This is a genomic window from Arthrobacter pigmenti, assembly GCF_011927905.1.
Taxonomy (GTDB): domain Bacteria; phylum Actinomycetota; class Actinomycetes; order Actinomycetales; family Micrococcaceae; genus Arthrobacter_D; species Arthrobacter_D pigmenti.
On record NZ_JAATJL010000001.1, the window covers coordinates 2,477,812 to 2,498,344 of the forward strand.

The 20,533-nt window shown below is 64.4% G+C and carries 22 protein-coding genes and 2 tRNA genes; 6 read left to right on the forward strand and 18 right to left on the reverse strand.

Translation table 11 applies throughout. The features are described 5' to 3' along the window. Positions 1 to 24: 24 nt before the first annotated feature. Positions 25 to 453 carry a hypothetical protein gene (locus BJ994_RS11495; protein WP_167994258.1) on the forward strand — a complete coding sequence of 143 codons (429 nt, stop codon included), beginning with the start codon at positions 25 to 27 and terminating at the stop codon, positions 451 to 453. A gap of 36 nt (positions 454 to 489) precedes the next feature. Here the strand turns inward: BJ994_RS11495 and BJ994_RS11500 are convergent, their stop codons facing one another. The 9 genes from BJ994_RS11500 to BJ994_RS11540 form a co-directional block, all read right to left on the reverse strand. After that, the gene (locus BJ994_RS11500) at positions 490 to 1,563 is read right to left on the reverse strand and encodes a UDP-N-acetylmuramate dehydrogenase (RefSeq protein ID WP_425339382.1); all 1,074 of its coding nucleotides are present in this window, start codon (positions 1,561 to 1,563) and stop codon (positions 490 to 492) included. After that, entirely contained in the window at positions 1,560 to 2,000 is a 441-nt protein-coding gene (locus BJ994_RS11505) for a MaoC/PaaZ C-terminal domain-containing protein (RefSeq protein WP_167994260.1), read from the reverse strand. Before BJ994_RS11505 ends, BJ994_RS11500 begins: the two co-directional genes overlap by 4 nt. A 2-nt stretch (positions 2,001 to 2,002) precedes the next feature. Further along, positions 2,003 to 2,452, reverse strand: coding sequence for an FAS1-like dehydratase domain-containing protein (locus BJ994_RS11510; RefSeq protein WP_167994261.1), 450 nt, complete (start codon positions 2,450 to 2,452; stop codon positions 2,003 to 2,005). A gap of 130 nt (positions 2,453 to 2,582) precedes the next feature. Further along, positions 2,583 to 2,819 carry a hypothetical protein gene (locus BJ994_RS11515; RefSeq protein ID WP_167994262.1) on the reverse strand — a complete coding sequence of 79 codons (237 nt, stop codon included), beginning with the start codon at positions 2,817 to 2,819 and terminating at the stop codon, positions 2,583 to 2,585. Between the two features lie 175 nt (positions 2,820 to 2,994). After that, positions 2,995 to 3,849 (reverse strand): DUF2797 domain-containing protein, encoded by an 855-nt coding sequence (locus BJ994_RS11520; protein ID WP_167994263.1) that lies wholly within the window; start codon positions 3,847 to 3,849, stop codon positions 2,995 to 2,997. A 161-nt stretch (positions 3,850 to 4,010) separates the two neighbouring features. Then, entirely contained in the window at positions 4,011 to 4,577 is a 567-nt protein-coding gene (locus BJ994_RS11525; RefSeq protein WP_167994264.1) for a type 1 glutamine amidotransferase domain-containing protein, read from the reverse strand. A gap of 68 nt (positions 4,578 to 4,645) precedes the next feature. Beyond that, complete coding sequence (locus tag BJ994_RS11530) at positions 4,646 to 6,094, reverse strand: MinD/ParA family ATP-binding protein (protein ID WP_209066804.1); 1,449 nt, start codon at positions 6,092 to 6,094, stop codon at positions 4,646 to 4,648. 130 nt (positions 6,095 to 6,224) lie between these two features. After that, positions 6,225 to 6,298: transfer RNA gene (locus tag BJ994_RS11535), tRNA-Met, on the reverse strand. Between the two features lie 55 nt (positions 6,299 to 6,353). Beyond that, positions 6,354 to 6,425: transfer RNA gene (locus BJ994_RS11540), tRNA-Thr, on the reverse strand. 220 nt (positions 6,426 to 6,645) lie between these two features. Here BJ994_RS11540 and BJ994_RS11545 point away from each other — a divergent pair. Both BJ994_RS11545 and BJ994_RS11550 read left to right on the forward strand, forming a co-directional pair. Next, entirely contained in the window at positions 6,646 to 7,086 is a 441-nt protein-coding gene (locus tag BJ994_RS11545; protein WP_167994265.1) for a transposase, read from the forward strand. 8 nt (positions 7,087 to 7,094) lie between these two features. Further along, positions 7,095 to 8,105 carry an IS3 family transposase gene (locus BJ994_RS11550; protein ID WP_280801356.1) on the forward strand — a complete coding sequence of 337 codons (1,011 nt, stop codon included), beginning with the start codon at positions 7,095 to 7,097 and terminating at the stop codon, positions 8,103 to 8,105. A gap of 83 nt (positions 8,106 to 8,188) precedes the next feature. Here BJ994_RS11550 and BJ994_RS11555 read toward each other — a convergent pair whose 3' ends face one another. The 5 genes from BJ994_RS11555 to BJ994_RS11575 all read right to left on the reverse strand — a co-directional run bounded on the left by BJ994_RS11555 (position 8,189) and on the right by BJ994_RS11575 (position 14,042). Beyond that, complete coding sequence (locus tag BJ994_RS11555) at positions 8,189 to 10,111, reverse strand: DEAD/DEAH box helicase (protein ID WP_167994267.1); 1,923 nt, start codon at positions 10,109 to 10,111, stop codon at positions 8,189 to 8,191. Between the two features lie 332 nt (positions 10,112 to 10,443). Beyond that, a complete protein-coding gene (locus BJ994_RS11560; protein WP_167994268.1) occupies positions 10,444 to 11,097 on the reverse strand; it encodes an MOSC domain-containing protein in 654 nt (217 codons plus the stop codon). A 9-nt stretch (positions 11,098 to 11,106) separates the two neighbouring features. After that, positions 11,107 to 11,781, reverse strand: a complete 675-nt coding sequence (locus BJ994_RS11565) for a response regulator (RefSeq protein WP_167994270.1) — start codon at positions 11,779 to 11,781, stop codon at positions 11,107 to 11,109. Next, entirely contained in the window at positions 11,778 to 13,241 is a 1,464-nt protein-coding gene (locus BJ994_RS11570) for a sensor histidine kinase (protein WP_167994272.1), read from the reverse strand. The genes BJ994_RS11565 and BJ994_RS11570 overlap by 4 nt, the downstream gene beginning before the upstream one ends. A gap of 45 nt (positions 13,242 to 13,286) precedes the next feature. Beyond that, a complete protein-coding gene (locus BJ994_RS11575) occupies positions 13,287 to 14,042 on the reverse strand; it encodes an SDR family oxidoreductase (RefSeq protein ID WP_167994274.1) in 756 nt (251 codons plus the stop codon). A gap of 65 nt (positions 14,043 to 14,107) precedes the next feature. Between BJ994_RS11575 and BJ994_RS11580 the strand changes: the two genes are divergently transcribed. Both BJ994_RS11580 and BJ994_RS11585 read left to right on the forward strand, forming a co-directional pair. After that, the gene (locus BJ994_RS11580; protein WP_167994276.1) at positions 14,108 to 15,283 is read left to right on the forward strand and encodes an amidohydrolase; all 1,176 of its coding nucleotides are present in this window, start codon (positions 14,108 to 14,110) and stop codon (positions 15,281 to 15,283) included. 2 nt (positions 15,284 to 15,285) lie between these two features. Continuing rightward, positions 15,286 to 15,738 (forward strand): hypothetical protein, encoded by a 453-nt coding sequence (locus BJ994_RS11585; RefSeq protein ID WP_167994278.1) that lies wholly within the window; start codon positions 15,286 to 15,288, stop codon positions 15,736 to 15,738. A 1-nt stretch (position 15,739) separates the two neighbouring features. Here the strand turns inward: BJ994_RS11585 and BJ994_RS11590 are convergent, their stop codons facing one another. From BJ994_RS11590 to BJ994_RS11605, 4 genes are all read right to left on the reverse strand, one after another. After that, positions 15,740 to 16,327, reverse strand: a complete 588-nt coding sequence (locus tag BJ994_RS11590; protein ID WP_167994280.1) for a TIGR03086 family metal-binding protein — start codon at positions 16,325 to 16,327, stop codon at positions 15,740 to 15,742. Positions 16,328 to 16,360: 33 nt separating this feature from the next. Beyond that, positions 16,361 to 17,515 carry a cystathionine gamma-synthase gene (locus BJ994_RS11595; protein WP_167994282.1) on the reverse strand — a complete coding sequence of 385 codons (1,155 nt, stop codon included), beginning with the start codon at positions 17,513 to 17,515 and terminating at the stop codon, positions 16,361 to 16,363. A gap of 23 nt (positions 17,516 to 17,538) precedes the next feature. Next, positions 17,539 to 18,915: a cystathionine beta-synthase gene (locus tag BJ994_RS11600; protein WP_167994284.1), complete on the reverse strand. Its 1,377-nt coding sequence runs from the start codon at positions 18,913 to 18,915 to the stop codon at positions 17,539 to 17,541. A 68-nt stretch (positions 18,916 to 18,983) separates the two neighbouring features. Next, entirely contained in the window at positions 18,984 to 19,514 is a 531-nt protein-coding gene (locus BJ994_RS11605) for a hypothetical protein (protein WP_167994286.1), read from the reverse strand. 51 nt (positions 19,515 to 19,565) lie between these two features. On the opposite strand from BJ994_RS11605, the gene BJ994_RS11610 reads away from it, so the two are divergent. Next, positions 19,566 to 20,519: a DNA-3-methyladenine glycosylase family protein gene (locus BJ994_RS11610; protein WP_167994288.1), complete on the forward strand. Its 954-nt coding sequence runs from the start codon at positions 19,566 to 19,568 to the stop codon at positions 20,517 to 20,519. Positions 20,520 to 20,533 lie beyond the last annotated feature (14 nt).

Consider the following 20,533-nt stretch of genomic DNA (forward strand, 5'->3'; position numbering starts at 1 on the left):
GTGGGGGGCGGCAGACTGTGCTGCATGAGCCAAATTCCCGTAGATGACATCCTGACCCGCTACTTCTCAGCGAGCGCAAGCGGGAAGCACCCCGCCACGGTAGAGCGGTATGCGCGCGTACTTTTCCACCTCCGGCTCTTTCTGGAGAGGGAAGGAGATGCCACCGTGGGAGCGGATACCGCGGCGCTTCTGAACCTGGAACGGCAGTTCGAACCCGAGGGAGCGTTCGCGAGAGTCCTCGGAGCCGAGGATCTCGTGTTTGCGCTCCCCCGTTTCCTCAGTTCACGGTGGCTGCTGACCGACTTCCACGACAGACTCGCGCAGATCAGTCTCGTGTCCCGCCTGGTGCAGTGGCTCTGCAGCCGCCAATTGGTGGACAGTAGGTGGCACCGTCACGCCGTCATGCAGACACGGGCGGCAGCGGAAAAGGCACGACGCCGGGTGGTCACCTAGGCCGGTCACGCGCAGGCCTGAACGGCCTAGGGTCCGTCAGGTGAGCGAACAACCGATGAGTAGCGGTTCAGGGTGCAGGCGGATGCCAAACTTCCGGTGCACTCCGTCAGCTACAAGGCGCGCGATACTCAGGAGGTCTTCCGCAGAGGCTCCGCCACGGTTCGTCACAGCCAGCGTGTGTTTGGTGGAGAGAGATGCCCTTCCTCCGGCGGCTTCGTAACCGGGATCCTCAGCCAGCCCGAAACCCTTCCCGAAGCCGGCCTTCTCAATCAACCACGCCGCACTCAGCTTGACCCCGCCGTCCGCCCCCGGATATCTCGGCGCGCTTTCGGGCAACGAAACAGCTACATCGGAACTGACCACGGGATTGGTGAAGAAGGATCCCGTGCTGTAGGTGTCGCGATCATCAGCATCGAGCACCATGCCCTTAGCCGCGCGCAGCCTCAGGACAGACCGGCGTACGTCGTTGGAGTAAGCCCTTGCACCAACCTCGACCCCAAGTTCGCGGGCAAGTTCGGCATACCGGACGGGACTGCTCATCCGGCCAAGCCCAAGCTGGAACTGGACAGTCAACACCACATATCGCGGCGAACCTGACTCTGTGGTTCGCTTGAGCAGCGAATCGCGGTACCCAAACTCAAGGTCGAAGCTTGCAAGGGACTTGATCGACTTCGTCTCGCGGTCGTAGGTCCGCACCATAGCGATTGTCTGGGAAACCTCCGTACCGTACGCACCCACATTCTGCACCGGCACGGCGCCGGTTGAGCCCGGAATTCCTGACAGCGCCTCCAAACCCGAGTACGCGTGCCTCACCGTATATTCGACAAGCTCGTCCCACGGCTGCCCCGCCTGGGCGGTGACCATCACGCCTCCGCAGGTGGCGTCGTCGTCGTCGACTGTGAAGCCCGTCGAGGCGATCCGCACAACCGTACCGTTGAAGCCACTATCGGCGATCACCAGGTTCGAACCGCCACCGATCAGCAGGAGAGGTTCGCCTGCCTCATCCGCTGAGCGAACCGCATCGATGATCTCTGCCTCGGTGCGGGCTTCCACCAGCTTCCGGGCTGGCCCGCCCACCGCGCAGGTAGTGAGTTCGGCCAGGGACTTCACCAAATCCGAACCACTGCCTGAGCCTTGACCAGCACCTTCTGCCCGCCGGCGGTAACCGTGAGGTCTATCCGTGCGGTGGAATTATCCGGATCCACCGACCCGACGACGCCCACCACTTCAACGACGGCACCGGCGGCGTCCGGTTCAGCCGTTGTGTCCTCGACGACGACCGGCCGGGTGAAGCGCGTCTGGTAGTCGATGACCGCTCCAGGATCGCCGATCCACTCCGTCACGAGCTGGACCGCGGTGCCCATGGTGAACATTCCGTGCGCGATCACGCCCGGCAGGTCAACGCCGCGTGCGAAGGACTCGTTCCAGTGGATCGGATTGAAGTCACCGGATGCTCCGGCGTACTTGACCAGATCCAGGCGGGTGATGTCGATGGAGGAACGCCCGATCTCCTGGCCGACCTCGAGCTCACTTAGAGTGATTGCCACGGTTACTGCTCCTCTCCGCGAACGAGGATGGACGACGTCGTTGTTGCTGTCTTCTCGCCCTCGACGGTGGAGATTTCGGCGCGTGTGGTGATCATCGCCCCACCGCCCATGGCGCGGACCTGATCAACGTGCAGTTCGGCGACGAGTTCGTCGCCGGCGACGATCGGCCGATGGTGGGTGAAGCGCTGATCGGCGTGGACAACCCGGGTGAAGTCGATTCCCGCTTCGGGATCGTTGATGAGCTGGGCGTCTGCCCGCTGCGCCACGATGATTGCAAATGTTGGTGGGGCAACCAGGTCCCTGTGGCCTAGGGCGCGCGCAGCCTCGACGTCGAAATGCGAGGGATGCGTTGCCTTCACCGCGTGGGCGAACTCCCGGACCTTCTCGCGTCCTACGGTGTAGACCTCGGCAGCGGGATAGCTGCGCCCCTGCAGGTCGGGATTGATCGTCATGGAGCTCCTTCGTCCGGCAATAAACACGCTTGGCCAAGCTTATCGGGCGAGGGGCCCGGCCCGAAGCGCAGCAAGGGTTGGGAGCCCGGTAGACGCTATCGGGCGAGGGGCCCGCCCCGAAGCGAAGCTGTCAGCGCCCGCTCGGAGGCCGGTGACGACGTCGGGCGTCCCTGCCGCGCACAACCAGCCCTGACAGGTGAGCTGCAAGGCCGGCGACGATGATGGGGATCGCTGCGAAAACGAGCTGATCGGCCTGGAGCATGGCGCCCGCTACCGCCAGGAGGATGCCGACGCCGGTCAAAATAAGCGCGGAGACCACGAGCTTTCGATACAGCGGCGACCCGGTGTCCCAGGGTGTGTTGAGCATAGGACTAAGCCTACTGGCAGGGTTCCGGGACGAGCGCAGCGAGGTTCGGGGGGCCGGTAGGCGCTACTGGCCCCGGTTCCGGGCCGAGCGCAGCGAGGTTCGGGGGGCCGGTAGGCGCTACTGGCCCCGGTTCCGGGCCGAGCGCAGCGAGGTTCGGGAGGCCGGTAGGCGCTACCTAGAACAGTTCGTCCTGCACTGCGATGGGCGGGGACCGGAATTCGCCCAGTTCAAGGCGTTTACCGCGAAGGCGGGAGAGATCGAGCAGGAACCGGCCTTCCGGCAGTTCAAGCAACGCACTCTGGCCGAGGAGTGCTGTGACAATCCCGCCGTGCTCGCCACCCTCAAGACTCCGCGCGTACACCGGAGCACGTGCCGCGAGCACCTGTTTCCACGACTCCGGCGGATCCCACTGTTCCTTCACCTCACGGTACCCATCCAGCTCAATACCTTCGCGGAGAAGATCGCGAACGGCGGACGTATGCTCCTCATTCGCCTGGTCCAGCCGACCCTCGGCTAACGGGCGGGAGAGCCCAGCCGTTTTCACCGCCGACCGTACAGCCTGCGGCAATCCGGCATGACGCGTGACGGCGTCTTCCAGCACGCGGACAATCCGCCCGTTGTCGGCGTGCGCGACATAGCGGGCGACGACGGCGCCCTGCTCCGCGAGCCGCGTCCACTTGCTGCGGTTGGAGGCCGTGCCGATCTTTGTCGATCCATCGGCGAAGGTTGCGACATACAGCCAGTGTTCCTGCGCGAGGTAAGCGGCGAGACCCTCCGGAGCTAGGCCAGAGCGGTGAACGTCGTGCATGAAGCGAAAGTCATCCCGGGCGAAACATGGCCCGCATTGGTAGCCGCGCTCCGCCGTCGTCTGCGTTGGGCACGAGAAGGACCGACGTTCAGTTGGACCGAGCGAGTGTGCGTAGCCGAGGCAGTACCGCTGACCGGGCGCTCCGTACACCCGGAAGCCGAACAACTCCCGGCTAGGCAGGGGCAGGGATGCGGCGGCACCCTTTGGCGTAGCAAGCGTCATCGATGGACCCGATAAGTCCCAGGACACGCCATGGCAAAGGAAGTGTCCGCTGAGCATCCTGCCACCCTACCGAAAGGGTGCCCCTCCTTCGATGAGTGTTCAGATGATGACCCTATGAAGAACTCATTGAGCCATTATCTAAACACTCACGGGCCGGAAACCTACGCGGTCTGACCCTCGTGCGGACCTTCTGCGATTTCCTCGAGGACCTTGTCATTGAAGGCGGGGAGGTCGTCAGGGTTGCGGCTGGTCACGAAGCCCTGATCCACCACCACTTCATCGTCGGTCCAGTTCGCGCCTGCGTTCCGCAGGTCCGTCTCGAGGGTGTGATAGGACGTCAGGTCACGGCCCTTGACGACGCCGGCTTCGATCAACAGCCACGGTGCGTGGCAGATTGCGGCCACCGGCTTGTGCTGTTCGAAGAAGCTGCGTGCGAAGGCCTGCGCATTCTTCTCCACGCGGAGGTGATCAGCGTTCACAACACCGCCGGGCAGGACGAGCGCATCGAAGTCATCCGCATTGGCTTGATCGAGCGTCAGGTCGACCGGGAAGCTGTCGCCCTTCTCTGTACCCTTGAAGCCCTGGACTGATCCCTCGGAGGGCGCGACGAGCGTAGGGACACCCCCGGCACCCTTGACGGCCTCCCACGGGCTGGTGAACTCGACCTGCTCCACGCCGTCCGTGAGCAGGAAAGCTACCTTCTTGCCTGAAATATCGTGCGCAGTCATGCTTCCTCCATTCGATTGGCTTACGTTCCAAGCCTAGGAATGATCAAAGTGATAAGCAAGCTGATTATTTACAGTCCTTCGGCCACCGCGGCAGCCGCACCAAGCCACGCACTCTGGGTAGCGGGTTTCAGTGCGCCCCAGCGGATACGGCCCTTCAGCAGTGCGACGTCGTACGGGATAGTGACTGCCCGGCGTGCCAGCTGCCCAAACCCGTCGGCAATCTCCTGGGCCTGTGCAGCCGTTCCGTTCTTGTCGGACTGGCTGACAATGACGACGGCGTTCTGCGACAGTTCCGCGTACTTCCCGCCGCGCGCACGCAACGCTTCCAGCAGCAGTGCCCCTGCTTCCGCGTGCTCCTCAAGGGTGGTTGTCGCGATCACCAGCTGGTCGGTGTGGTGAATCATCCGCAGCCAGCGCTCGGCCGTTTCGTCATTGCCGGAATCCACGATGTTCAGGCGGAAGTACTTGGATGCCACCTCGTGCAGCGCATCGAAGTCATCCGAGGTGACCTTCTGCTCGGACGCAAGCACATCCGGCTTGGACCGCAGGACGTCGTACTTGTCCTCGATCTGGTGGTGGACGAACCGGGCAAGCAGCGCCGACTGTGCGGACGGTGAAAGGAGATGGCCGGTCTGCGGCAGCAGGTCCATCACGGTCGAACTGTGCGGCCCCTGCTCGGTGCGCCAGCCCAGCGTCCCACGGGTCTCGTTGTTGTCCCAGGCCAGAACAGGACCGCCGCCGTTCCGCGCGAATACGGCGGCGAGCATCACGGTTGTGGGCGTCTTGTTGGCTCCGCCCTTGCCGTTCACCACCGAAATGGTGCGCGGGCCTGGCCAGTGCTGGCTGACGGCACGGGTGTTGGCCCGCTGGATGAGCTCACGCTTCGAAGGCGGCACCCGGATCCCGATCTTCGTCAACAGCCCGCGAAAGCCCGCCTCTGCAGGCACCTTCCCGTTATCGGTTGCGAGGAAGGAACGACGGCGGCCCTCGGGTTCAGCAGCAGGCCGCCGGGATGAACGCGGAGGCACGCTCGGTGTGCCCGGCACGGAGGCGGTCGGCGACGGGGCGTCCGGCACCGAGGTGGGCGCCGTTGTCGTCGTTGATTCGGCCGTTTCAGCCGGTGCGCCAGGAGTGGAGTCCGGCGCCGTCGTCGTTGATTCGGCCTCGGCGCTCGGGACGGGCGTCACGGGCGGCCGGCTCCCATTGCGGCTCCCGTTGCCGTCTGTCTGGGTAGGGAAGGTGACCGGGACGGATGTGGTCCAGGTGCTCGTGCTGTTTGCGGACTCATCGAAGCGAATGTCGAGGACGGGACGACGCACCGTCTGCTCTTCGGCTTCGGCGTGGACGGTTGGTCCCTGCTCCGGCGCTTCCTCGGGCGGCGAAAAGCGGTCCGCGAACCGCGGAACCTCGGAGATGGGTCCGGTGCCCGGATCCTTGCCGGCACGCCGCCTGCTTGCCCTGGTAGGGAAGTCTTCCGGGTTGTCGCCGGGGCCCCAGGCCGAGTCGTTGTCAGTCATGGTTCCTGTCCTATCGATGTGCCTCGCGGACCATACTATAAGGAGGCTGATCACTGCCCTGAACGGGTGGCGGTCCAGGGAAACAAAAAGCAGGCCGACAGCTCCAGAAGAACTGCCGGCCTGCTGCCTGTAGCGGTGGCGGGACTCGATCCCGCGACCTCACGATTATGAGTCGTGCGCTCTAACCAGCTGAGCTACACCGCCACAAATGAGACTGCCCGCTTCAATCTTACGATCTGCGGCGGGCCTCCCATTTGAGAGCCCCCCACCGGAATCGATCCGGTGACCTCGTTCTTACCAAGAACGCGCTCTACCACTGAGCTAGGGGGGCAACAGCAGAAAACTTTACCAGCTAAATCCCGCGCTGAGAAATTCTCTCGGCACCACTTGCGGGGACCCGTTAGGGCACGTGGAAGAACGACGCCGGGCACCGTTCAGAACGGCGAAAAGCGCCGCTATTGTGCGGAATCGTGGGGAACTCCCTATGTGTCAGCCTGAAGTGAGACAGTTTACGTTTCGTTGGGTTGGTTCAGCGGCGGGGAAGGAAGTGCGTGATGGTAGTTCATCGGCGATCGAGTAACCGGGATAGTTTCACCGCGAATGAGCGACTTGCGATCCTGGCTGAGTATGAGGCTGCCGCGCCGGGCCAAAAGCAGGTGGTGTGCCGGCGGTATGACGTGAATCAAACCTCGGTGCTGCGCTGGCGGAAGGATCAGCGCGCCGGACTGCTGGAGCCTTCGGAGGGCAAACACAGGGGGCATGTAATGAATAAGCGAGAACGTGCCGATTATGTCCGGGCGCTGCGAGAGAACGAGACGTTGAAGGCGAAGCTGGCGCAATCCGAGAGCGCGGTGGAAGTGCTGGGAAAAGCATCAGAGCTCTTGGCTTCCATGGCCAAGAGCTCGCGGATCAGGATTCCGGAAACACCGGATCAGACGGAGATCCCAGTAGCTTTCAGGACCACGAAGCCGCAGGACGGGCTCGGGAAGTAAGGCGTGGGCTGGTCAAGGATTTGAAACAGGGTGGGATGTCCGTTGTCCGGGCGTGCCTGTTGACCGGATATCCGAAGGCGTCCTTCTACCGGCATTGCAGTCCCCCGGAGCCGAAACCGGACCCCATTCCGCAGGCCGACCGGTATCAACCGGCGGCCTTGGGTGACCGGGAACGTGCCGCAATCATTGAAGCTCTGGGTAGTGAGGAATACGCGGATTTCTCGGTCTGCCAGGTGTTCTATCGTGCCTGGGACGACGGGAACTATATCTGCTCACGCTCGTCCTGGTACCGGGTGGCGCGCGAGCATCAACTCACCGGGGACCGGCGTCGGCAGGCTACAGCGTCACCGAAGAAGATCCCCGAGCTCACAGCGACGGCACCGAACCAGGTTTGGTCCTGGGACATCACCAAGCTCCACGGCCCGCGCCGGGGCGAGTACTTCCATCTTTACGTCATCACCGACATCTACTCGAGATTCGTCACAGGGTGGCGACTCGAAGCGTGGGAAGACGGGGAGTTAGCCAAACAGATGGTGGCCGACGCAGTGGAGGGAAACGGGAAAGCACCGCAGTATCTGCACTCCGATAACGGGGCCGCGATGATCAGCCAGCCTCTCTCGGTGCTGTTGGCGAAACTCGGGGTCGACAAGTCGTTCTCCCGGCCCGGGGTCTCGAATGACAACCCGTACTCGGAGGCCTTCTTCAAGACCTTCAAGTATGACCTGCGTTTCCCCGGCTCATTCGAGACCTACGACCAGGCGCTGGCGTTCTGCAACTGGTTCTTCTACGAATACAACAACAACCACCGACACTCAGCCATCGGCTGGCACACACCAGCCAACATGCACCACCGACGGACCACTCAAATCACAACGGCCCGCAGACAATGCCTCGACAAGGCCTGGCGGAAAAACCCGCACCGCTACGCCCACCGCCCCAAACCACCAGGCCTTCCAGGCCCGGCACACATCAATAACCCAATCAACAGAAAATCGACCAACCTGTCTCACACAGGTTGACCAATACCGAACTTGCCACGATCGTGCCCAACAACGGCGCTTTTGCGGATGGTTCAGTCCGGCGTCGAATCAGCCTACTGAAATCACCAGTTTTCGCGGCGCCCGTTTCCGGCGCCGGCACCCTTCTTGTGGCGGGGCTTGCGCTCGTCCGAGCCCGCCGCGCGGTCCGACCGGTAGCCCTCGCTGCGGAAGCCGGCATCGTGCCCGCGATCGGCGCGGAAACCGCCGTCGTGGTCGCGGTCCTTACGGAAGCCCTCGCCCTTGCGGTGAGGCTTCTTGAAGTCGCCGGCAGGACGTTCACGGTTAGGGCGACGGCCCTTATCAAGCTCAAGGTGGATCAGCTCGCCGCCGATGCGGGTTTTGGACAGTGCGCGCCACTGGTCCTTGCTGAGCTCCGCAGGGAGCTCCACGAGGGTGTGGTCCGCACGGATGTCAATACCGCCGATTTGCGACGACGAGAGCCCACCCTCGTTGGCGATCGCACCGACGATCGAGCCCGGCATGACGCGCTGGCGGCGGCCTACCGCAATACGGTAGGTGGCGTTGCCCTCGGTCAGGGTGCGCGTTGGTCCGCGTGAGCCGAAGCCGTCCTTACGTCCGCCCGCGCGCTCCTTCTGGCCGGCCGGTGCCTGCGGGATGTCCTTGACCAGGAGCGGGTTCCCGCCCTGGGCCATGATGGCGAGCGCAGCGGCAATCTCTGCTGCCGGTACATTGTGCTCGTCTTCGTAGTTGGCGATCAGGTTGCGGAAGATCGAGACGTCCTCGGTGGCGAGCGTCTCCGTGATGCGCTCGGCAAACTTGTTCAGGCGCAGCTCGTTGACGGTCTCGGTGGAGGGAAGGTGCATCTGTTCCACCGGCTGGCGGGTGGCCTTTTCGATCGAGCGCAGCAGGTACTTCTCACGCGGCGTCATGAACAGGATCGCGTCACCCGAACGCCCGGCGCGGCCCGTGCGGCCGATGCGGTGCACGTAGGACTCGGTGTCATGCGGAATGTCGTAGTTGACCACGAGGGAGATGCGTTCAACGTCTAGGCCACGGGCTGCGACGTCGGTAGCGACCAGGATGTCGATCTTGCCGTCGCGCAATGCTTCGATGGTGCGCTCACGCTGCTGCTGCGGGATGTCGCCGTTGATGGCTGCTGCCTGGAAGCCCCGGGAACGCAACTTGTCCGCCAGGTCTTCAGTGGCCATCTTGGTACGCACGAACGCAATGATTCCGTCGAAATCCTCTACCTCAAGGATCCGCGTCATGGCGTCGAGCTTGTGCGGGCCCATCACCTGCAGGTAGCGCTGGCGGGTGTTGGTGCCGGTGGAGGTCTTGCCCTTCACCGTTATCTCAGCAGGGTTGCTCAGGTACTTCTGAGCGATGCGGCGGATAGCACCGGGCATGGTGGCGGAGAACAGTGCCACCTGCTTGTCTTCGGGGGTTTCCGCGAGGATCTGCTCAACGTCGTCGGCGAAGCCCATGCGCAGCATCTCATCGGCTTCATCGAGCACGAGGTACTGCAGGTTGGACAGGTCCAGCGAGCCCTTGGACAGGTGGTCGATGACACGCCCGGGCGTACCGACAACAACCTGCGCGCCCCGGCGGAGACCAGCCAGCTGGGGGCCGTAGGCAGATCCGCCGTACACCGGGAGGACGGTGAAGTTGTCGATGTGCTTGGCGTAGGAAGCGAACGCCTCCGCAACCTGCAGTGCGAGTTCGCGGGTCGGTGCAAGGACGAGAACCTGCGTGAACTTCGCCGGACCATTCAGGTCAGCCAGTTCCGCCATCCTTGACAGTGCCGGGATTGCGAACGCGGCGGTCTTGCCGGTTCCGGTCTGGGCCAGGCCGACGACGTCGCGGCCTTCCAGCAACACGGGAATGGTGGCGGCCTGGATAGGTGAGGGCTTCTCGTATCCAACATCGGCGAGCGCCGCCAGGACGCGTCCGTCCAGGTTGAAGTCGGCGAACGTTGTATCAGGAGTTTCGGTTTCGGGCGTGTCTGCGGGCAGGTTTTCAGGCATGAGGAAATAGTCCTTCACTAGGAGCCGGACGGCTAAGGACAGCCGTATGAACAGGAAATCCAGCGCTGTTTCAATCCCGCGGCAGGACCTCACATTCCAGCTTCGGCCGCTTTCCCAGCGGTGAAGTGCAATGTTCTCTAGCCGGCGCTCCCTGAATGAATCTGCCTGCTTGGCTTATTCGCCGCAGGCCCCAACACAACCAATCCATGCCGCTTCAGGGCAGGAATCAAGGGAAAACCGGTGTGGGGGATGTTTCAAGTGTACAGTACGCGCCCGTGCCGGTGCGTCGATGCCGGCCGAGGGTCGGCGTGAGGCTGCCCACAATCATCGATTCAGGGCGTGGGCGCCGGAACGCGCTGTGCCCGCGTGAGGACCTTCCTGACGTCGGGAGTGAGCTGCGCGCCGTCGTCGTCGGCGGCTTGAAGCCGGTCCGCCTGCTCAGGCGAGAGGCCGGCGAAAAGCTGGCCAACAGTCACGCCGTGCTCAGGCCGGGATTCGACGACGACGGCGTCCCCCGCCTCGATCTGCCCGCCCTTCACGACGCGCAGGTACGTGCCGATCCGGCCCTCGGACGCGAAACGCTTCACCCAGTTCGATTCGCCGAGGTAGCGGGCGAAGTTCACGCAGGGTGTGCGCGGCTCGGTGACTTCGAGGACAACTTCCCCGATCCGCCAGCGTTCACCGATAACGGCATGGGTGGCCTCGATGCCGTCAACGCGCAGGTTCTCCCCGAACTTGCCCGGCACCATGTCGCGGCCGAGCTCCGCTGACCAGAAATCCGCGTCAGCCTGGGAGTAGGCGTAAAGCGCCTTGGACGGTCCGCCGTGGTGCTTCCGGCTGGCCTGGATGTCCCCGGTCAGCCCGAGCGGATGCACCTTCACTGGCCCTTTGACGGCGCGCTTGTCGATCGCCGTCACACCCGTGGAATCCTTCGTGGGCAGCAGCGCATGGACACGGCACACGGCCAGCAGAACACCTGTTGTCATAGGTACAGACTAAGGCTCGAACCGGTACCCCATGCCGCTCTCGGTAATGAAGCGCCGCGGCCGTGCCGGGTCCGGCTCAAGCTTGCGGCGCACCTGGTTCAGGTAGACCCGCAGGTACTGCAGCTCCTTCGCGTACGCCGGTCCCCAGACGTCCATCAGGAGCTGCTTCTGGGAAATGAGTTTGCCCGGGTTCCGCACCAGCAGCTCGACAATCCTCCACTCCGTCGGAGTCAGCCGCACGTCCTCGCCGTCGCGCACGGCCCTGCGGCCCGCGAGGTCGAGCGTGAAGCTTCCGGTCTCCACGGTGGGAACTTCAGGAACGACGACGGCGCGGCGCCCGGCCGCGCGCAGCCTCGCCAGCAGCTCGTCCAGGCCGAAGGGCTTGGTCACGTAATCGTCGGCGCCGGCGTCCAGCGCCTCGACCTTGTCCTCCGATCCGTGCCGTGCCGAGAGCACGATGATGGGCACCTGCGTCCAGCTGCGAAGCGATCTGATGACGTCCACCCCGTCGAGATCCGGCAGGCCGAGGTCCAGTACCACCAGGTCCGGCCGGTGTTCACTCGCGGCGGCGAGCGCTGCCTGCCCGTCAGGAGCCGGGATGGGCCGGTAGCCGTGAGCACGGAGGTTGATGTGAAGCGCGCGAAGGAGCTGGGGCTCGTCGTCGACAATCAGAACCGTTGTCATGCCGCAACGCCCGTGGACAGGGGCATCCGCAGCACCATGGTGAGACCGCCGCCTGGCGTCGGTTCGGCGGCCAGCTCGCCTCCCATCACCTCGGTGAATCCGCGCGCGACCGCCAAGCCCAGCCCGACGCCGGTACCCGCCGCTGCGTCCCCCAACCGTTGGAAGGGCTGGAACATGCGGGCGAGGGAAGCGGAATCAACACCAACGCCCTGGTCGCTGATCCGCAACTCGCTCGCCGGGACGCCGCGCACTGTGCCGGATACGGCGCCGTCGATCACGATGTCCGCCTCACCCGCGTACTTGTCGGCGTTCTCCGCGATGTTGGCGATGACCCGTTCGAGCATCCCGTAGTCGGCTTCGACCGGCGGCATGTTCGCGGGCAGCTCCACGCGGATACGGCCCGGCGGCAATCCCTGCAGCGCGGCGGATATAACGTCCGTCCAGTACACCGGCCCGAAGTGCGGAGTCACGGCCTCGCCGGTCAGCCGGGACATGTTCAGCAGGTTATCGATCAGCGATGCCAGCCGGTCCGAGTAGTTCTCGATGGTCGCCAGCAGCTCTGCTTCCTCTTCGGGCGTGAACCGGATGTCCTCCTGGCGGAGACTGCTGACGGCAAGCTTGATCCCCGTCAGTGGTGTCCGCAGATCATGGGAGACGGCGCGCAGGATGGCCGTGCGCATCACGTTGCCCTCGGCCAGCCGCTGGTTTTCTTTGGTGCTCGCGACCAGCTCCTGCCGCTGGCGCATCGCTGCGAATTGGGATCCGAATGCTCCAAGCAGCCGCTGTTCCCTGGCGGACAAGGAGCGTCCGTACAGCGCGAGCCGGTATCCGCCGTCGATATCCGTCACAGCGTCTGCGCGGTCCAGGAGTTGTTTGCCCGACGACGACGGCGTCCCTGTCTTCGCCACCACGTCCCACTGGAGTGCCCCTGCCCGGGCGGGGCTCGCACCGTCGTCGTGGTTCGTTCTCTTGAACAGCGCCGCCGTCTGCATACCGAAGTGGTCCCGGACGTGCTCGAGGAAACCCTTCAGGGAATCCTCCGCGGCCAGGACTCCGCGCGCGAGTTCGCCCAGCGTCGCGGCCTCCGCGGATGCGAGTGCCGCTTCACGCGATCGGCGGGCCGACAGACCGACCACGAGAGAGACCGCGACGGCGATCGCGATGAAGATGACCAGGGTCAGGAGGTTTTCCGGATCGGCAATCTCCAGCGAGCCGACCGGTTCAGTGGAGTAGTAATTGAGGATCAGGCTGCTCCACAGCGCGGCAACGAGCGCCGGCCACAGCCCACCGACCAGCGAAACGGCAACCACGCCCGCAAGCTGAACCAGGACATCCACTGCGAGGAACTGGTTGCCGGCCGCGAACATGCCCCATTCCAGGAGCGGAGGCAGGGCAACGGCCAGGATGAAGCCCATGACTGTGCGGAACTTCCCGAGTTCCGGCGGGGCGAGCGGTGCCATAACGGCATTGTTGCAGGTTGGGGCCGCGTTCGGCGTGGCGGTCAATTACGCCGCGGAAAACCCGCCGTCGGCCTTGATGAGCTGCCCGCTGACCCAGCGTCCGGCGTCGGACAGGAGGAAGGCGACGACGCCGGCAACATCCGCCGGCGCGCCCAGGCGCCCGGTCGGTTGTCTTTGCTGGACGGCATCCCGGATTTCCTCAGTCATCCAGCCGGTGTCCACCGGGCCGGGGTTGAGTGCGTTCGAGCTGATCTTCCGGTCGCCGAGTTCGTAGGCTGCCGCGATGGCAATGCGGTCCAGCGCGCCCTTCGACGCACCGTACGGGAGGTTGTGCGCTGTATGGTCGCTGGTCAGCGCGACGATCGCACCGCCGTCGTCCGGGGCCTGCAGCGCGAAGGCGCGGATGAGCTGCCACGATGCACGCACGTTGACCGCGAAGTGACGGTCGAAGCTTTCCAGAGTCGTGTCGAGGATGCTCGAGTCAACGCCTTCCGTATGGCTGAGGACAAGCCCGGTCAATGGGCCGAGGTGCTCTGCGGCCTGTTCGACGAGGCTGTCGGCTGCAGCGGGGTCCTCAAGATCGGCCGGCAGCGTCACCACACTCGAACCGCGTTGCTCGAGTTCCTTCGCCAAGGCGCTGACTTCCTCCGCTCCGGACGACGCCTGATTCACGCGCTCGTCATACGGATGCCAATAGCTCAATGCCAGATCCCAGCCCTCAGCCGCCAGCACCCGCGCAATTCCGGCCCCGATGCCCGCCGAACGGCCTACTCCCGTGACAAGCGCGTTTCTTTGTGACATCGCAACAGTGTAGGCAGACGGTAAGTTGGAGTGTGACCCCCACCACCGGCGAAAGGTCCACACCCATGACTGTCACAGCAATCACCAATGCTCACGTCGTGCCCATCGAAGGCGAACCCTTCGACGGAACCGTCGTAATCGAAAACGGCAAGATCACAGCGCTCGGCGCCGATGTACGGGCACCGGAGGGTGCCGACGTCGTCGATGCCGCCGGCAAGTGGCTGCTCCCCGGTTTCGTGGATGCCCACGTTCACCTCGGTACGCACGAGGAAGGCGAGGGCTCGGCAGGCGATGACACCAACGAGATGACCGACCCCGTGACCGCCGGCGTACGCGCCCTGGACGCCGTCAACCCGTATGACCCCGGCTTTGACGACGCCCTTGCCGGCGGCGTGACCGCGGTAAACGTCAATCCCGGCTCGGGCAATCCGATCGGTGGGCTGGCCGTCGCCATTCACACTCACGGCCGCTACATCGAGGAAATGGTGCTCCGCTCCCCCAGTGGGCTGAAGTCGGCGCTCGGCGAGAACCCGAAGCGGGTTTACGGCGAGAAGAAGCAGACGCCGTCCACCCGACTCGGCACCGCGATGGTGATCCGCAAGGCCTTCATGGACGCGCAGAACTACATGGGCAAGGCGGATGAAAACGGTCGTGACCCCAAGCTGGAGGCACTGGCAATGGTGCTTCGCCGCGAGATCCCGTGGCGCCAGCACGCGCACCGCGCCGACGACATCGCTACCGCCCTGCGCATCGCGGACGAGTTCGGCTACGAACTGGTCCTCGACCACGGAACCGAAGCGCACCTGCTCGCGGATGTGCTGGCCGAACGCGGTATCCCAGTGCTGATCGGCCCGCTGTTCACCACGAAGTCGAAGGTGGAGCTGCGCGGCCGCTCGCTCGCGAACCCGGGCAAGCTCGCCAACGCCGGCGTCGAAATCTCCATCATCACCGACCACCCGGTCATCCCGATCAACTTCCTGGTGCACCAGGCCACACTGTCCGTGAAGGAGGGCCTGGACCCCGTCACGGCGCTGCGCTCCATCACGCTCAACCCCGCGAAGGTGCTCGGGCTGGCCGACCGCATCGGTTCCCTGGCACCCGGCAAGGACGCCGACGTCGTACTGTGGAGCGGTGACCCGCTGGATGTCATGCAGCGAGCGCTGAAGGTCTGGATCGGTGGCAAAGAGGTCTACCACTACGACGACGACGCCCGCACCGGCGTTGTGGCACCCCGAGGATAACCATGGCACGCAAGCCCCGCCCCACACTGCCCCCACGGCCGCTGACCATCAGGGTCGCCATCGCCATGTGGGCGCTCGTGAGTGTCCTGTTCCTGATCGCCGCGGTTTCGTTCCTCGTGTCCGCGACGCTTCAGGAGATCGACCGGGCGGGGCTGATCGGCCTCGGCGTGCTGATGGCAGGCATCGCCGTCATTCAGCTGGTGCTGGTGCTCGGGCTGATGCGCGGCAGACGCGGTGCCCGGGAACTCCTGACCACCATCGGGTTCATTGTGGGTGTGCCGATCATTGTGCGCAGAACGCCCGGCCTCTCAGTGATTTGCGTGGTCATGCTCCTCAGCATTGTGCTGATGTGGCTACCAACCTCAAGCGCTTGGTTCCAAAAGATCCACCCGAAGCCGCAGAACAAGTGGGTACGGTTGGCGAGCCGCACGGCGTCGCCGTTCCGGAAGAAATAGCTCAGGACGCTCTCCATCGGGGGTCCCGGCCACTGAGGGCGATGACCCGCTCAAGTGCGGTTGCATCGTCCGGCACCGGCACTGCCGGTCCGAAGAGCCCGTCGCGTGATTGCCCCGGCTCCGACATCTCCTCCACAAACTGCGTTGCGGCCCCGAGCGCTCCGGCGTCGCACTCGAACGGCTGGCCGCTCGCCCGGGCAATGTCCCAACCGTGGATCACCAGCTCGTCCGCGGCGATGATTCCCGCCATCGCCCCCGGCAACTCGACACCGCCGGCCTGGGTCATCCCGTCCCAAGCCGCAGGGTTGTGCCACACTTCCGCCATCATCTGTAGTTGAGCTTCGATGCGGGACCGCCAGTCATCGCCGAGCGGCTCGGTCTCGCCGCCGGGCGGCGTCGAGGTCATCGGTCCCAGATTCTTCTCGGCTGCAGCAGTGAAGGCTACCGACAAGCCGTCCACGTGCTTGATCAGTTCCTCAAGACTGTAGTGCTCGCAGGGAGTCCTCGCGCTGAGTTGCTCATCCCTGACGCCCTGCACCAGGGATGCCATTCGCGCTGCTACCGGTCTGAGGTCAACCTGATCATCCATGCGACCCAGTATGCCGACAACGGCGTGTTTTGGTTAGAGCCTCGCGAAAGCCTTTTCCAGGTCCGCAATGAGGTCCTCGACGTCCTCGATCCCAACCGACAGGCGGACCAGGTTCTCCGGAACCGCGAGTTCGGTTCCCTTGACCGAGGCGTGCGTCATCTCCGACGGGTAATTCATCAACGACTCGATACCGCCCAGGGACTCCGCCAGCGTGAAGAGCTCCGTGGACTCCGCAACGGTGCGCGCAGCCTGTTCGCCGCCCTTGAAGGACACGGAGATCATGCCGCCGAAGTCCCGCATCTGCCGGGCGGCGAGCTCGTGGCCGGGGTGGTCCTGAAGCCCCGGGTAGTACACGCGCTCCACTTCGTCCCTCTGAACAAGCCACTGGGCGATCGCCAGAGCGTTTGAGCTGTGCCGGTCCATGCGCACACCGAGCGTCTTCAGCCCGCGCGTGGTCAGCCACGCTTCCATCGGCGCCGAAACCGCACCGACTGCGAACTGGATGAAGCCCACCTTCTCAGCCATGCCGGCGTCGTTCAGGATCACCGCACCGCCGCTCGCGTCCGAGTGCCCGCCGATGTACTTCGTGGTGGAATGCACGACGACGTCGGCTCCCAGGCTGAGCGGCTGCTGCAGGTAAGGGGTGGCGAAGGTGTTGTCCACAACCAGCAGAGCGCCCGCTTTCCTGGCGATGCCCGCGATGGCTTCGATGTCGGTGATCTTCATCATCGGGTTCGACGGCGTTTCCACCCACACCATGCGGGTTTTACCCGCGGTAACTGCGCGTTCGACGGCGTCGAGGTCCGACATGTCGACGGCCGCGTTGGTAATGCCCCAGTCCGCCAGAACGCGGTTGATCAGGCGGTACGTGCCGCCATAGGCATCGTTGCCCAACACGATGTGGTCACCCGGCTTCAGCAGCGCCCGGATCAGGGCGTCCTCGGCCGCCAGGCCTGAAGAGAAACTGAACGCGTGCTCCCCGCCTTCGAGCGCGGCAAGCTGTTCCTGGAGGGAATCGCGGGTGGGGTTGGTGCCTCGCCCGTACTCGTAACCGTTCCGAAGCTTGCCGATGCCGTCCTGGGCGAACGTCGTCGTTTGGTACAGCGGCGGAATCACGGCGCCGGTAGTGGGGTCAGGGGTCTGCCCGGCGTGGATCGCCCGGGTGTTGAAGCCGTTTGGGGGTGTCACCGGATCTGTCTCCTTTGTTTCTCTTAGCTGCTCACGTACGTCAGCAGGTCCTGGCGCGTGAGTATTCCCACCGGTGCGCCGACAAACGTGACCATCAGGGTGTCGCTGCCCTGCAGGCGTTCGCGGGCTGTCGCCACGGATTCCAGCGAACCGATCAGCGGCAGCTTGTCATCCATGTGTTGGGAAATCTTGTCGGTCAGCTTCGCGGTGCCGTGGAAGATCTTCTCCGTCAACAACCGCTCATCCACCGAGCCGAGTACCTCGCCCATCACCACGGGCGGTTCCTGCGAGAGCACCGGGATGTTGGAAACGCCGAACTCGTTCATGATGGCGATGACGTCCCGTACCGTCTCATTCGGGTGGGTGTGGACGAGGTCCGGCAATGCACCATTCTTGGAGCGGAGCACCTCACCCACCGTTGCCTCGTCGCCGCTGTCCATGAAGCCGTAGGACTTCATCCAGTCGTCGTTGAAGATCTTGCCCAGGTAGCCGCGGCCGCTGTCGGGCAAGAGGACGACGACGACGTCGTCCTCGCCCAGATCCTTCGCCGCACGCAGGGCCGCGACGACAGCCATACCGGAGGAGCCGCCCACCAGGAGGCCCTCCTCGCGGGCGAGCCTGCGCGTCATCGCGAAGCTCTCGGCGTCGTTCACTGGGATGATTTCGTCCGGAACCTCGGGGTCATAGGCGTCCGGCCACATGTCCTCGCCCACGCCCTCGACGAAGTATGGCCGCCCGCTTCCGCCCGAGTAGACGGAACCCTCTGGGTCCGCGCCGATGATGCGCACCGGACCGGTCTCCCTGTCCTTCGAAATGTCTTTGAGGTAGCGGCCTGTTCCGCTGATGGTTCCGCCGGTTCCGACGCCGGCGACGAAATGGGTAATCCGCCCGTCGGTGTCCCGCCAGATTTCAGGGCCGGTGCTCTCATAGTGGCTGAGCGGGCCGTTCGGGTTGGAGAACTGGTCAGGCTTGAAGGCGCCGGGGATCTCGCGGGTCAGCCGGTCCGAAACGCCGTAGTAGGACTGCGGGCTGTCGGGCGCCACCGCCGTTGGAGTCACGACTACTTCCGCACCATAAGCGGCCAGAACATTGCGCTTGTCCACACCCACCTTGTCCGGGACCACGAAGATGCACTTGTAACCGCGCTGCTGGGCAACCAGCGCCAGCCCGACGCCGGTGTTCCCGGATGTGGGCTCGATGATGGTTCCGCCGGGCTTCAGCTTGCCTTCCCTCTCCGCGGCGTCGATGATCTTGACGGCAATGCGGTCCTTCACGGAACCGCCGGGGCTCATGTACTCCACCTTCACGAGGACCGTTGCTTTGAGGCCTCCCGTCACCTGGTTGAGTTTGATGAGCGGGGTGTTACCGATCAGATCCACGACGGAGTTGGCGAACTTCATGGTTAACAAGTTACCGCGAGGTACCGACACTCCCGGACGGCCTCGATACTCGTTGTTCTCGGCGGAGCCTATGCTTCCCCGCGGAGCCGCGCGATGTGCTGGCGCTGTAGGTGCAGGTACGGCTCGATGTCGGTGATGGTTCGCAGCTGGACATCCGCCAGGGCGAAGCGTGTGGCTGCCAGCGCCAGGTTGAAAGTGGGCGCTACCCCGAAGGCGTACCAGCCGCCGTCGTCGGTCCATAGGTTCAGTTCAAGCGGCACGCCGTCCAGGCTGACGGTGGCTTTGGTGTCCGCGCGCGGACGGGGCGCGCGCATTCGCTCCATCATTTGGGAGGGTGCGCCCATCATCCACAGTGTCTGTGCCAGCAACTTGGCGTCGTCCCGCGTAGTGCACACCTGAAAATACGGACCGGTCTTGGGCTTTCCATGAATGATCGCGGTATTGGGCGGATCAAGCTGCCAGTTCCCGAAGCTCAACTTCCCTTCCCAACCCCTGAGCGTGACCGCGGGCAATTCCGTGCAGATCTGCGTTGCCTGTTGTTCAAACTCGTGGAACATAGCCCAGAACCTGAACCGTGGAAGCTTCCCCATGATCTCCATGGACGAAGTGTAGGGCGGGTCTTGTCGGAGGTACATGGCACGATTGATTGCATGACTGTTACTGCTTCCACCTCGGCCGCGTTGTCGGCTGCGTGGGAAGTGGATGGGCCGTATACGCTCCTCTCTACGGTGGGTCCGTTGCAGTGCGGTCCGCAGGATCCTACGGTCGTCTTTTCCGACGGCAGCGTGTGGATCGCATTCAGGAACGACGACGGCGCCGCCACTCTCCGACTGACGCAACGGGGTTCGCTGCGGTCGTCGTCGGTGCACGCCACGGCGTGGGGGCCGGGTGCTTCTCTCGCCCTGGTCTCGGTACCGCGTCTGGTGGGGCTGCCGGATGACTGGAGCGCATTCGATGCCTTCGGCGACTCGCTACCCGAGCTTGCCCGGAAGGGCCGTTATCTGAACCCCGGGCTTAGGTTGCCTGCGACGGAAAGGATGCTCGACGCCGTCGTCCGCGTAATCCTTGAGCAAAAGGTGACCGGGCTGGAGGCGAAGCGGGCGTGGCGGTACCTGGTGTCCCGGTTCGGTTCACCTGCACCCGCCGCGCCCGGGGCTCCGGCTCTTCGACTGCCGCCGACAGCCGAGCAGTGGCGGCGGGTTCCGTCCTGGGAGTGGCACCGGGCGGGCGTTGATGCGAAGCGGTCTGCTGCTGCGTTGCGGGCGGCTGGGGTTGCTTCGTCGCTCGAGCGGTTGGCTGGACATGATTCTGCTGAGGTTCGCGCCGGACTATGTTCGATTCCCGGGATTGGCGTGTGGACGGCAGCCGAGGTGCTGCAGCGAACCCACGGTTGCCCGGATTCCATCTCTGTGGGCGACTTTCACCTGGCCGCTTTCGTAGGCGCGGCGTTGACCGGGCAGCGTACCGACGACGCCGGGATGCTTGAGCTCCTGTCCCCCTGGGCCGGGCAGCGCCAGCGGGTGGTCCGGATGCTGTACGCGAGCGGCTTTCGGAAACAGGCGTACGGGCCGCGGCTCTCCCCGGAGGATCACCGGCAGCGGTAGGGCCTCGTCCCTGT